Origin of the sequence: Spirosoma soli (genome assembly GCF_042684525.1) — a bacterium.
Classification (GTDB): Bacteria; Bacteroidota; Bacteroidia; order Cytophagales; family Spirosomataceae; genus Spirosoma; species Spirosoma soli.
The window spans coordinates 1-14,342 of record NZ_JBHULN010000035.1; the positions used below are offsets into that span (position 1 = coordinate 1).

Annotated in this window: 4 protein-coding genes; all 4 read left to right on the forward strand. The window is 55.8% G+C overall.

The genetic code is table 11. The annotated features are described in order from the left end of the window. Positions 1-1,022, forward strand: a 1,022-nt coding sequence (locus ACFSUS_RS28685) for a T9SS type A sorting domain-containing protein (RefSeq protein WP_381528633.1), incomplete at its 5' end; no start/stop codon positions are given. 291 nt (positions 1,023-1,313) lie between these two features. Then, the gene (locus ACFSUS_RS28690) at positions 1,314-5,459 is read left to right on the forward strand and encodes an ATP-binding protein (protein ID WP_381528636.1); all 4,146 of its coding nucleotides are present in this window, start codon (positions 1,314-1,316) and stop codon (positions 5,457-5,459) included. Positions 5,460-5,807: 348 nt separating this feature from the next. Further along, on the forward strand, positions 5,808-6,815 hold the full coding sequence (locus ACFSUS_RS28695; RefSeq protein WP_381528639.1) for a hypothetical protein: 1,008 nt from the start codon (positions 5,808-5,810) through the stop codon (positions 6,813-6,815). 107 nt (positions 6,816-6,922) lie between these two features. Beyond that, a partial coding sequence (locus ACFSUS_RS28700; protein ID WP_381528642.1) for a beta strand repeat-containing protein occupies positions 6,923-14,342 on the forward strand: 7,420 nt, incomplete at its 3' end.

Sequence of the window (14,342 nt, forward strand, 5' to 3'; positions counted from 1 at the left end):
AATTGAGCTTGTCGGCTCAGGCGTTGCCAGCGGGTCTGCGGTTGGAAGGCCCTTCGCTGATGGGAGTACCCACCGGGCCGGGTAGCACAACGGTGGTGCTGGTGGCTACTGATCCACAGGGGCTGAGCGCCAGCGTGAGCTTTGTGGTGAGAGTCGTGGCCGCTCCGGCCAGTGCCCTGTCGGTGGCGCTACAGGCGAGCCCCACCCAGGTGACAGTCGGGGGCAGCACGACTTTGACGGCGCAGGCCAGTGGGGGCACGGCTCCCTACAACTTCAGCTTCTCAGGGCCGGGTAGTCTGAGTGTGGTGGGCAACGTAGCGGTGTTTTCGGGCCTGCCCCTGGGCGAGCAGTCCTTTACGGTGGTGGTATCGGACGCTAGTCAACCGACTCCTCAGCAGCTGAGCGTGGGGGTGAGCGTGACGGTGGCCGAACCCAGCTCTCAAACCCAGCCCCAGACCGGGCCCTTTTCCATCACAGGGGTAGAGACGGTGCGCTGTGAGGTGGTGAGTGGCGGCCAGCGGCAGGTAACGTTCCAGCCCCAGTACGCAGGGATCACCGGAGCCCCTGTGAGCTTTTCGGTGGTCAACGAACTGGTGGCGACTGAGAAAGCCGGTCCTTACACCTTGAACCTGTACACTGACAACCCGACCATTACCCTAAAAGCGACTCAGCAAGGTACGGTTGGGGAAGCCACGTATCTGTATAACTGGCTGGGGGCCTGTCCGACACAACCGAGTGCCCGGCTGGGCAGCGGAGGTGCCTTTGAGCCAGGTCTGCGGGTACGGGTGTTGGGTAACCCCACCGAAGGGGAAAGTGTAGACGTGATCATTGAAGGTGCCGGTGGCGAGTCGGTGCAGCTGCGGCTGGTCGATGAGCGAGGGCGCTGGGTTAGCGAGCAGCGGGTGTCGGCGGATGGGGTAGCCCAGCCGGTGCGGGTAGAGTTAGGGCGTGGGGCCGGGGTGTACGTACTGGAGGTGAGCACGAGCCACCAGCACCAGACGGTGAAGATTCTTAAGCGATGACCGACACGAGCGGAGACTCCCGCCAGTGTCTGTCCATCGGGGAGTGTATCGCTGGATGATACCGAACGTAATCTTTTTGATTTGTTGATTATCAGTGTATGGTTGAGTATGCCCGGTGTGTGGAAGAGTGTCCATAAGCCGGGCATACTTAGTTTGACGAACAGACGTATGGGCCGTAGTTTTGGTATGCTCCTTGTATGAACAGGAGTAGCTATCCCGGTTTATGGTTGCTGCTGATCGTAAATCGAAGCGACCTGCTTTTACGTACTTTAGTAGTCAATGTTAGTCGCCATGCGTCTAGTCTGCTTGTTTCTGTTAATTCCTTTTTGGGGGTTTGCGCAACCAACCCGGCACATAACCAAAGGCTGGCAGGAGCTAACCATCTCGGATGGGTTGTCCCAGGGCATGATTTTCGGCGTCGCACAGGATCAGAAAGGATTCGTCTGGGTGGCTACCAAAGACGGATTGAATCGTTACGACGGTCATAATTTCACCGTTTTCACGCACAATCCCTACAATAAATACAGCCTCTCGGACAATGCCTGCTCGGCGCTGATGATCGATCGTCGGGGGCGATTGTGGGTGGGAACGCTCAACCAGGGACTGAATTTATATGATCCCCAAACGCAACGATTTTACCACATCGATATTAGTGATCGGCATTCCGCCAACGCGGGTAACTACGAAGTAAGGTTCCTGGCCGAGGACCCTGAAGAAAATATCTGGGTCAATACCGATCAGGGTAAGCTCTTCAGGATCACCTTACCGAACGAACTGAAAACGGGTTATCCTAAGAGTACAAATTTTACCGATCAGGCAACCTTTAGGCAAATTCCCTTAGCAGGCATGGTCGGCAATGCTTCTGCTCACCACATTCGATTTCGGGCGGATGGCACGGCCATCGTGGGAACTACCTCGGGCTTGTGCACCTTCAACTGGCGACGCATGGTGGATATGAAGCCAATCAATATCCTACCGAGAAGTTGGGAGCTGAGCGACAACGTTAGTATGGGCGATTACTGGTTTTCAGCCACGAATCATCATATCCACGGTTGGCAGGGAGCCACGCATAAAGCCATTCGTTTGCCGGACCAAACCGTCAGTGTGGTCGTGAAGAAGATTGACCCCAACACGGTGGCGGTAGCTACGCTGGAGTATCTCTGGCTAATGTCTCCAGCTCAGCTACTGGCGCAGGAGAGCCTGAATCCAGATAATGCCTTTACGGTTATGCCGCCGAATTTGTATGGCCTGCGAACGCTGAACAAAGATAACACCGGGCTGATCTGGATCGGTACTGGAGGCTATGGCCTACGCGTCTTCAACCCGAGGGTCAAACAGTTTAAGACTTACCTGCCTAATACCTCTTTGACTTATCTTTTTGAAGACCAGCAGGGGCGTTCGTATGCGCACTTTATGGACCATTATGGTCAGCTGGACCGCGTTAAAAACCGACTCGTTCCATTTCTAAACGAGAAGACGCCACGTAAATGGCAGAGTTATTTAATGCAAAGCAAAGCAGGTTTTTTCTGGACCTCCAACAATGATAATCGCGGAAGATATTATTTGCTCAAGTACTCAACCGACTGGCGGTTGTTGAATACCTACCCTTTACCCACTCAGACCGTGTTGGGTATTTATCTAAACCAAACGATTGAAGATAAAATGGGGCAACTCTGGATTGGCGCTACGAAAGGTAACCTGCTACGCTTCAATCCAGTAACGGAAACGTTCACGGTGTTCAGTTATGCGCATCTGCTGCCTCAAAGCGGAGCCGAAACAGAAACCTACGTCCTCTATTTCGACCAATCAGGCACGCTTTGGATTGGCACACCCAGGGGGCTAGTCCGGGCCGATCATCCCCTCACAAAACCAAGTTTTTCGCTGTATAAAAACAGTGATGCTGATCAACAGAGCCTCAGTAACAATGCGGTGTCGAACATGGTCGATGATCCTTATGAACCGCTTCGTTACCTGTGGGTCAGCACCAAAGGGGGCGGCCTGGAGCGGTTGGACAAACAAACCCGGAGCGCCGGCCAGGGGCAGTTTCGTCATTTTACCGAAGCGCAGGGCTTGCCTAATAAAGTAGTCTATGGCATTTTGGTCGATGAGTTTAAGAACCTGTGGATGAGCACCAACCGGGGCCTGGCTCAGTTCAATCCCAGAACATTCACATTCCGGAATTTTACCAAAGCGGATGGCTTGCAGGACGATGAGTTCAATACGGGTTCATTTTTCAAGGCAGCTTCGGGGAAACTGATGTTCGGGGGTATAAATGGGCTCACCGAGTTTAATCCGCGAGACATTGCGGGTAAAGTAACGGTTCCTCAGGCGCATATAGTAGGCTTACGGATTAACAACGAGCCTGTAGCGGTTGGCGCTCCCGATGGCATACTATCCAAAAGCCTCGAAACTGTACCCGCCATCGATTTGTCGTACGATCAGAACGGAGTCACACTGGAGTTTGCGGTGATGGATTTTACCAATCCAGCCAAAAATCGGTATCGCTACCGGTTGAAGGGCATCGACGACAACTGGGTAGCAGGGGGCACCAACCGCTTTGCTAACTACGCCCAGCTACCCGCTGGCAGCTATACGTTGCAAATGATGGGCTCATCAGACGGGCAAAACTGGAGCAAACCCGTCGAGCTTCAGATTCGGGTTCATCCGCCGTTGTATCGTACCTGGTGGGCTTATCTGTTCTACGCTATCATTGTCGGGGTGAGTGGGTGGCAGTTATACCGGGTGCAGACGCAGCGGCTGCTACTGGAACAACGCCTTGTCTACGAACAGAAAGAAGCCAGTCGGCTGTCGGAGCTCGACGGGTTAAAAACCCAGTTTTTCACCAATATCAGTCACGAATTCCGCACACCGCTCACGCTGATTCTGGGTCCGCTGACCGATCTTACAAAGCGGCTGCCAGGCGAGCCGCTGCTGGGGCTGATGGAGCGGAATGGGCAGCGGCTGCTGGGTCTGATTAATCAACTGCTGGACCTGAGCAAGCTCGAAGCGGGTCAGCTCAAGGCCGAACCGGAGTGGGGCGATATGGCCGCATTCTTTCGGACGCTGGCGGCTTCGTTCAGTTCGTTGGCTGATAGCCGCCAGATTCGCTTTACCTTCAGCCAGAATCGGCAGGAATGCCCGGCCAGTTTTGACGTCGATAAACTGGAGAAAATTACTACGAATCTGCTGGCCAATGCCTTCAAGTTTACGCCATCGGGCAACGAAGTACGCATGAGTGTCCACTACGAACCCTCGGGCCAACCGGAACGTGTAAAGCTCACCATTGCTGATACGGGCATTGGGATCGCTCCTGAACACGCAGCCCATATCTTCGAGCGGTTCTACCAGGTCGATGGTCGTTCGAACCGAGCTTATGAAGGTACAGGCATCGGACTGGCCCTGGTACATGAACTGGTCAAGGTATTGGGCGGTACCGTCGACGTAACCAGTACGGAAGGCGTCGGGACGAGTTTTGTTGTCAGCTTACCGCTGGATAACAGGCAAACTACCCGCACCGAACCCGCGCCAACAACCCAGGCGGCTGGCTCATCAGTCGTGGTATCGTTCAACGACGAGCACGACAATAAGCTGGAGGAGACTGGCGTTAGCGAGACCCGGCCAAATGGAACGGAGAACATGCTACTCATCATCGACGACAACGCGGACATTCGGGGGTATGTCAAAAGCATCTTTGCCGCCGACTACCAGATTCTGGAAGCCGTCGACGGGGTAGACGGCCTGGAAAAGGCTACCGCCAGCTTACCCGATCTGGTCATTTGCGACCTGATGATGCCCCGGCTCGATGGGTTTGGTTTCTGCAAAGTCCTTAAAAGTCAAGAGGCAACCAGCCACATTCCGGTCGTGATGCTTACGGCCAAAGCCGCTGTCGAAGACCGGATCGAAGGCTTTGAGCTGGGGGCCGACGACTACCTGACCAAGCCCTTCAACCGGGCCGAGATACAGGCCCGGGTACGGAATCTGATTCAACAGCGGCAGCGCCTGTACCAGCGGTTTGCCAGGGTAGTACCGGAACCGGCAGGTGCCATGAACGTAGTAACGCCCGGCGAATCCGTTGAACCACCACAACCGACCTTGCTGAAGGCTGAGCAGCAGTTTCTGGATAGGCTGATGGCAGTAGTTGTCCAGCACATTGACCAGGTTGACTTTACGGTTGAAGATCTGGCCGAAGCCGTTAACATGAGCCGGGTTCAACTGCACCGAAAACTCAAGGCGTTGACCAACTCGACGGCTACTGGCTACATCCGAAACCTACGCCTTGCCCGAGCCGCCGAACTGCTGATGACCGGAGAAGAAAGTGTCTCGCAGGTGGCCTACGCGGTGGGCTTCGATAACCTGTCATACTTTGCCAAAGTGTTTCAGGAGCGGTATGGAGTACTTCCCTCACAATACGGTCGGGTCAATCCAGACCGACTATAACCTCTGTATAGCGCTTGTTCCCGGTCTTGTTCTACGCGTGGTGTCAGGGTTGAAACGTTAACTCCGCGCGTTACGCAAACCTGCGCTACATCGCCTGTCAAACCGATTCCCGACAAAGCCTGGACCGGGAGCCTTGCCGATTGCGCGAGCGGCAGACCGTTTGGCCCCATGAACGTACTTTTTGCCCGAAAAGCCCATTTACGTGGGCTTTTTTTATGCGTATGTAACATAAGTGGCAAAGAATGTAACACCAGCGTTAGCACCTGGCCGGGCTAAGCCAGTACTTAGCAGCGGTAATTCATCAGATAATTTTCATAAACGTATCAACCCGTTCAATCAAAGAAACGTATGAAACATACATTCTACCCCCTCCTTGGTTTACTGTATCTGGCCACGGCCTGCCAGCCTCAGGAACTTACCGTACCCGACGGGCCGATGGGCAGCGCCCGGGTTGCCGCCGGGTCAAGCTTCGCCCCCCGCGTCAGGAAGGGCGAGGTGGCCGACCCCACCCTCGATGAAATATCGGGCGTAGCTGCCAGTCGGCGCAATCCGGGACTTCTGTGGGTTAATGAAGACAGCGGAAATCCAAACAAACTGTATTTGCTCTCCGAGAACGGCGCTACCCGGGCCACCTTCACACTACCCGCTAAAACCAAAGCGGGCCAGGACATCAGCACCCGCGACTGGGAAGATATAGCGGTGGGACCTGGCCCCAGTTCAGGGACCTGGTACATCTACCTGGCCAACATTGGTGATAACGGTGCGAATAACACCAGATTCTACGTCTATCGAATTCAGGAGCCTTCGGTGAGCGGCCTGGCGGCAAACGCCAAAGTGACCCTTGCCAGCAGCCAGGTTGAGCAGTTGGAGTTTGAGTACGCCGATAAACCCCGCAATGCCGAGACACTGATGATTCATCCCCAAACGCGGGACCTGTACATCATCACAAAAGAAGACAACACCTCGCAGGAACAAAACGCCTACTCCAGCAAAGGGGGTATCTACCGGGCCGCTTACCCGCAGAGTACGTCCCGCACCACCCAACTGGGCCGCCTTGGCGCCGTGAACGTCCTGACGGCAACGGGCGGAGACATTTCGCCCGACGGGAACGAGGTGCTCATCCAGAATTACGATAAAGTGTACGCCTGGAAGCGAACCAGCAACTCGCAGAGCATTACCGCGATCCTGACCCAGACCTCACCCAGCAATCCGCCCTACGTTGCCGACCAGGAAAACAACGCCACCGAACGAAGCGGAGAAGCCATCTGCTGGGCGGCCGACGGATCGGGCTTTTACACGATCAGCGAAAAGAAAGGTGGCACGTCGGTTCCCATCTATTTCTACAAAAAGCAGTAGAAACCCATTCCCTTCTATCCACCTCGACCGGTTACGCTCATTCGGGCGTGGCCGGTCGGTTCCGTCCCTTCTTTCATAGCTCACTGTTCATTCACTCAATCAACTATATGCGTGCCAATCGTTTACTTCACCGACTTGTTTTGCTTACCCTGACGTGCTTCAGCACCCAATTGGCGACCTTCGCCCAGAACGGTCCCACCTGCGATACGTACGTCACCCGCAACGTCACCAACAGTGGTCTGGCCAGCAACACCATTTATGGCATTTTTGCCGTGGCCGGTCCCACGAGCGCGAGCGTGTACGCAGCCACGAACATGGGGCTGGGTATTTCGACCGATGGCGGCAATACGTTCACCAACCGTCTTGTCGGCAACAGTGGTCTGGGAGCCAACCAGGTCTTCGGCGTATTTGTGCTGAACGGCATCATCTATGCCGCCACCACCGGTGGACTGAGCATCTCGACCGACGGCGGGACAACTTTTGTTAACCGGACAACCAGCAACGGCCTGGGTAGTAATTCGATAAACGGTGTTTATGCGGTGTCGGGCCCCGGCAGCACAACCGTCTATGCCGCCACCACCAGTGGACTCGGCGTCTCGACCGACGGCGGGACGACTTTTGTTAACCGGACAACCAGCAACGGCCTGGGTAGTAATGGGGTAAACGGTGTTTATGCGGTGTCGGGTCCCGGCAGCACAACCGTCTATGCCGCCACGAATGCTGGCGTGGGCATCTCTACGAACGGCGGCACCTCCTTCACGAATCGGACCAACGGCCTGATCACCAATACCGTAAATGGGGTATATGCGGTGTCGGGCCCCAGCAGCACGACTGTCTACGCGGCCGTGACCGGTGGGCTGGGCATATCCACCAACGGCGGCACCTCCTTCACCACCCGAACCAGTGCGAACAGCGGCCTGGGCCTGGCCAGCGGGAGCAACCCGGCTAACGGCGTGTTTGTGCTGGGGAATACGGTTTACGCAGCCGTGCAGGGCGGACTGAGCATCTCCACCGACCGGGGTAATACGTTTACCAATTACACGACCGCCAACGGGTTGGGCAACAATTTCGTGAGTGGAGTACACGTGGCCGGGGGCGTTATCTATGCCGCTACCAATGGAGGAGTGGGGTACTGCAATCCAACGCCCCTAACCATCACCGGCTTGGCGGCCAGCCCCAACCCCGTGTGCGCCAGTAGTCCCGTCACCTTCACCGCTACGGTGAGCAACGTAACGGGCAGCTACAACTACACACTCACCAACGGCAGCAGTCCGCTGTCCGGCACGGCCACCGGCAATTTCAGCCAAACGCTAACCGCCAGCAGCTCGGGTGTACAGCCCTATACGCTGACCGTGAGCAGTGGTGGCCAGTCGGCCACGGCCGTGACTAGCCTTACGGTGGGGCAGTCGGGCGTGGCGCGGCTGTACGTGAAAGCCAACGCGACGGGGGCCAACACGGGGCTGAGCTGGCAGGATGCCTTCACCGATTTGCAGTCGGCCCTGAAGTACCCCTGCTTGGGTAGCCTGCGCGAGATATGGATTGCCCGTGGGGTATACAATCGGGGGGCTCAGCCATTCTCGATGCTGCCTGATGTGGCCATTTACGGAGGGTTCGAAGGTACCGAAACCGATCTGAGTCAGCGGCCCCTAATCAACCTGAGTAACCCACCATCCACAACCCTCACGGGCCAGGGCCCGTTTAACTCGGGGTTCTATTATATAATTCAGAATATAGGTAGCCTGACGAATACGGCTATTCTAGACGGAGTGGAAATCACCATTCCGACCTCGGGTTCGCTTTCTTCAGGGATCACCAACCGAAGTTTTAATAGCCAGGTATGTAGCCCTCAGTTCCGAAATCTGCTGTTTAGAGGATATGTTGATACAGGTAACGCAGCAACCAGTAGTGGTTTGTTTGTTCAAAACGATGCTAGCTCGGGTGGCGAAGTAAGCCCCAGTTTTGTTAACTGTGTGTTCCGTGATAATCAAGCCATTAATTTGACCGGGCGATTTTATAATGTATCCTTTCCCAACAGTATAGTACGTCCTCAGTTCATCAACTGTGCGATCGCAAATCATACTGGTGATTCGTTTTTACTAAACCTACTAAACGGAGGGCAAATCCAGCCCCAGTTCATTAACTGCTCGTTCTTGAACGTACCGAATGGTATTTCTTTCTCTCCAGCACCCCCAGTGAATGGTTCTTCCCTTGATTTTCGGTTCACCAATTGTGTGTTGTGGAATACGGGTGGCAATAATACCTTCAGAACGGAGGATGCGAATTTCTCATACACGGCAACTGCGCAATACAGCCTGCTGGACCAAGCCATCACCGGCTTCACCAGCGGCCCCGGCAACCTGACCACCACCAGTTCGCCCTTCCTGTCGGCCAGTGACCCTACCCTACCCAATACCTCACCCGCCGTCAACGCGGGCAACCCGGCCAGCGTGACCGTAGCCAATGGGCCTTACTCAGCTACTAACCTGCCCCAGACCGATGCCGCTGCTAACCCCCGCATTGTAGGAAGCCGGGTAGACATGGGTGCGCTGGAAGTGCAAAACCCGGTATCACCCTGCGGGACCGTTGTGTATGTGACGCAAAACGGAGCCGGTTTACAAAACGGTAGTAGCTGGGAGAACGCCTTTGCCGGTACGGCCCTACAAACGGCCATCAACACGGCGGCTACTTGTGGAGCCCAGGTTTGGGTTGCTCAGGGCATTTACAAACCCACCACCGGCACTGACCGCAGTATCAGTTTTGTGATGAAAGCGGGAGTTAAGATTCTAGGGGGGTTTGTGGGGACTGAAAGGCAACTGAGTGATCGGCCGATTATCGCACTCATAGCGGGTCAGCCTAATACCTCGACGCTTTCGGGTGACCTGAAAGGGGATGACGGATCTAACTTCGCTAATAGTTCTGACAATAGTTACCATGTTATTAAAAACGATGATAACGGTCTGAACAACACAGCGGTGCTGGATGGGTTTGTCATCAGTAGCGGCAATGCGAATGGCAACGGCACGCCTGACATGCGGGGCGGGGCCATCTATAACGTTAACAGCAGTCCCAGTCTGATCAATTGTAGTCTGCAAAACAATTCATCTGCACTCAATGGCGGGGCCATATACAACGTAGGTAGCAATCTTAGCCTGATCAATTGTAGTCTGCAAAACAACACGGCCTCCAATGGCGGAGCTATCTATAACAACGTCAGTAATCCAAGTCTGGTCAATTGCTTGCTTCAGGCTAATGCAGTCACGATGAATGGCGGGGCCATATACAACAATATCAGTAGTCCTGGCCTGATCAATTGTAGTTTGCAAAACAATTCAGCGACGCTTAATGGCGGGGCTATTTACAACATGGGCAACAGCAATCCCAACTTGATCAACTCAGTGCTGTTCAACAATGGGGGGGCCAACACCTTTGTGCTGACGGGCGGAGCCAGCCTATCGGCCAGCTACAGCCTGTTCGAGCCTAACGTAACCAGCTACACGGATGGGGGCAACAACCTCACCACCACCCTAACGCCTTTTGTGAGTACCACCAGTACCCAACTGCGTGACTGCTCAGTGGCCATTAACACCGGCAGTAACAGCGCCTACAGCGCAGCCAATGGCCCCACGACCGATCTGGCAGGTAACCCCCGCTTCTTCAACAGTGGGGTGATTGACCGGGGGGCTTACGAGTACCAGGGCAACCCCACTACGCTAACGGTGACCAACCCGGCTGTCAGCACGGCTACGGTCAATCAGCCCTTCAGCCAGAGCTTCACGGCCAGTGGGGGCAGCGGTTCCTACAGCTACTCGGTGGTTAGCTCTAACCTGCCTTCGAGTCTAAGCCTGTCGGCCAGTGGTGTGTTGAGTGGTACGCCCACAGTAGCGGGCAGCTACTCGGTGTTGGTGCAGGCCAGCGATACCAACGGTTGTGTAGGTGTGGCCAGCTCGGCCTACAGCCTGACGGTTGGCAATGCGGCTCCCCCCTGTGGAGCGGTAGTATACGTGACCCAAAATGGGGCCGGTTTGCAGAACGGCAGCAGCTGGGCCAATGCTTTTGCGGGTGTGGCCCTGCAAACGGCCATCAACACAGCAGCCACCTGTGGAGCCCAAGTATGGGTGGCCCAAGGCATTTACAAACCCACCACCGGCACCGATGCCAGGGTCAGCTTTGTGATGAAACCGGCCGTGGCTATCTACGGGGGCTTCAGAGGAACCGAAGGGCAGTTGGGTGAGCGCCCAGGGGTCAACCCCGTCACGGGGCAACCTTCCAGCAGCACGCTCTCGGGTGACATTGGCACACCGGAGGATTCAGGAGCTAACAGTGACAACAGTGGTCATGTGGTCCGTAGCGAGCCGGGCCTCACGGCCAGTGCCGTGCTGGATGGCTTTGTCATTACAAAGGGCAATGCCACAAACACACCTGTAACCGGGACGTTTGAAAGCTCAGGTGGAGGATTCTTCAATACGAATGCCAATCCGACTATCCGCAACTGCTTCTTCATCGATAACTTCGGTTCCGATGCAGGAGGTATCTACACTGATGACAGTAGCCCCACGATTATCAACTGTCGCTTTGAGTCTAATACTGCAGCTAGCGGTGGGGCTATTTTTACTCGGGATACGGGTACGATCACCATCACCGGCTGCCTGTTTGAGAAACATAATGAGGGCGGAGCGATCTATAGCAGCTTGTTTAGCACCGCTAGAGTGGTAGTCAGTAACAGCACGTTTCGTCAGAACACGGGTTACTCAGGTGGAGCTTTTCGCAGTGGGGATCGCACAGCGTTGGAGCTAACGGACTGCCTGTTGGAAAACAACACTTCGTCTAATAATGGCGGAGGGGCTATCTACAGTCAAAGTGAAGGCTCGCTGAAGCTCACCCGATGCCAGTTTGTCAACAACCGGGCTCAAGAGGACGGGGGAGCAGTCTATTTTCAAGGTGACGTCAATTTAGAAGTTACGGGTTGCCGCTTTACGGGTAACTCGGCAGTAGAGGAAGGGGGGGCTATCTCTTTTACTGGATCTTCTCTTACATTGACCAACTCTCTCTTTGAGAATAACCGGGGAGAAGGAGGAGACGGGGGCGGTGCGGTCTTTGTCAATGGTGACTTAGGCACTATAGTAAACACCTCCTTTGTGAGCAACACGGCTACGAATGGGGGGGCAGTCTTCTTCTATGGAACGAACCATCAGGTAGCCAACGGCTCCTTTGTCAACAACGTAGCTACTGGGCAGGGAGGGGCCATCTATGATGCTTCTGGTTCCCTGCAACTTACCAACAGTTCGTTCCAGGGCAACCAGGCTCCTCAGGGGGGCGCGATGTATACGGAAGGGGATAGAAGCCAACTGGTCAACTCGGTGCTGTTCAATAACGGCGGGGCTAACACCTTTGTGCTAACTAACGGAGTCAGCCTATCAGTCAGCTACAGCCTCTTCGAGCCAAGTGTGACGGGCTACACCGACGCAGGCAACAACCTGACCACCACCCTCTCGCCCTTTACCTCGACCACCTCTACCCAACTGCGGGACTGTGCACCGGCCATCAACACCGGCAGCAATCAGGCCTACAGCACAGTCAGTGGCCCCGAGACCGATCTGGCAGGTAACCCCCGCTTCTTCAACAGTGGGGTGATTGACCGGGGGGCTTACGAGTACCAGGGCAACCCCACTACGCTAACGGTAACGAACCCGGCTGTCAGCACGGCTACGGTGGGGCAAGGCTTCAGCCAGAGCTTCACGGCCAGTGGGGGCAGCGGTTCCTACAGCTTCAGCGTAGTGAGCAGCAACCTACCCACCAGCCTGAGTGTGTCGGCTAGTGGTGTGTTGAGTGGTACGCCCACAGTAGCGGGCAGCTACTCGGTGCTGGTCAGCGCTCGTGATCAGAACGGCTGTGTAGGTGTGGCCAGCACGGCTTACAACCTGACGGTTGGCAGTGTGGCAGCCCCTACCTTGATCGGGTTGAGTGTTACGCCCAATCCAGTCTGCGCCGGTAGTCCCGTTACCTTCACGGCCACGGTGGGCAACGTGTCGGGTAGTTACGGCTATACGCTCACCAACGGCTCGGGGCCCATCAGCGGCACGGCCAGCGGTAACTTTAGCCAGAACCTAACCACCAGTGGTTCGGGTAGCCAAAGCTTCACCCTGACAGTGAGCAGCAACGACCAAGTGGTTAGTGCGACCACCAGCCTGTCCGTTACGACTCCGCCCAGTGCGACGATTGCCTACACGGGTGCGCCTTTCTTTACGAATGGGCCAGCGATCGATGTGAGCCGTACTGGTGCGGCTGGGGGCGTGTACTCCGCCAGTCCGGCTGGCTTGAGCGTAAACGCCGGTACGGGGCAGATCACCCCGGCCAGTAGCACTCCCGGCAGCTATACGGTTAGCTATACCATCGAAGCCAGCGGAGGTTGCCCTTCGTTTACGGCCACCACTTTGGTCAGCATCGAAGCACCCCAGGCCGATCTGGCGATCATCTGCACCGATGGTCAGACGTCTGTAGGGGCAGGTAACCCGGTTAGCTACACCATTGTCGTCTCTAATGCAGGGCCAGTCAATGTAGTAGGGGCGACGGTAACGGATAACTTCCCAACCAGCCTGACCGGCATCAGCTGGACGGCGGTGGGCAGTGGGGGAGGCAGTGTGGCGGCTTCAGGGTCGGGCAACATCAACGAGCTGGTAAACCTGCCGACGGGCGCTTCAGTAACGTTCATCGTGACGGCTACGCTGAGTGTGACGGCTACGGGTACGTTGACCAACACCGTCACGGTGACGGCTCCAACCGGATTTACTGACGCTAGTCCGAGTAATAATACCGCAACCGATATCAACACCATTATTCCGGCTGCCTCAACCATCGCCGGTTTATCGGCAAGTCCTAACTCGGTGTGCGTGGGTAGCCCCGTGAGGTTTACCGCCACAGTAGGCAACATAACGGGCAGTTATAGCTACACGCTCGCCAACGGCAATGGTGTTCAGCTCAATGGGACGGCGAGCACACCTGCCTTCAGCCAGAGTCTAACGGCCAGCGGCTCGGGCAGTCAAAGCTTCACTTTGACGGTGAGCGGCAACGGACAGACGGCCACGGCTACCACCACCCTGACGGTAAATGCGTTGCCAGTAGCCAGTCTGGTTAGTAGCGGCACGCTCACTTGTGCCAACACCAGCGTCACGCTGACGGCCGGGGGCGGCTCCTCTTACAGCTTCAGCGCCGGAGCTAGTCAGATCGGCAGCAGTAACCAGGCGTTGGTGACCAGCTCGGGCACTTACTCGGTGACGGTGGCCTCGGCCAGCGGTTGTGTGAGTACGACCAGTACCCTGGTCGAGAGCAGCACGAGCGCAGCCTCCGTCAGCATCAGCCCTGCATCGGCTCTGTTGACGTGTACTAGTCCTACGGTGAGTCTAACGGCACTAGGCGCAGGCAATGTGCGCTGGAATACAAACGAAACAAGTCCAGTGATCTCGGTGAGTGCAACCGGCACTTACTCGGTGACCCTGACCAATGCCAGTAGTTGCACGGCCACGGCTAGTG

Excerpts from the sequence above, each read along its gene's own strand:
- ACFSUS_RS28690 (WP_381528636.1), top strand. The coding sequence starts at position 1,314 with ATGCGTCTAGTCTGCTTGTTTCTGTTAATTCCTTTTTGGGGGTTTGCG.
- ACFSUS_RS28695 (WP_381528639.1), top strand. The coding sequence starts at position 5,808 with ATGAAACATACATTCTACCCCCTCCTTGGTTTACTGTATCTGGCCACG.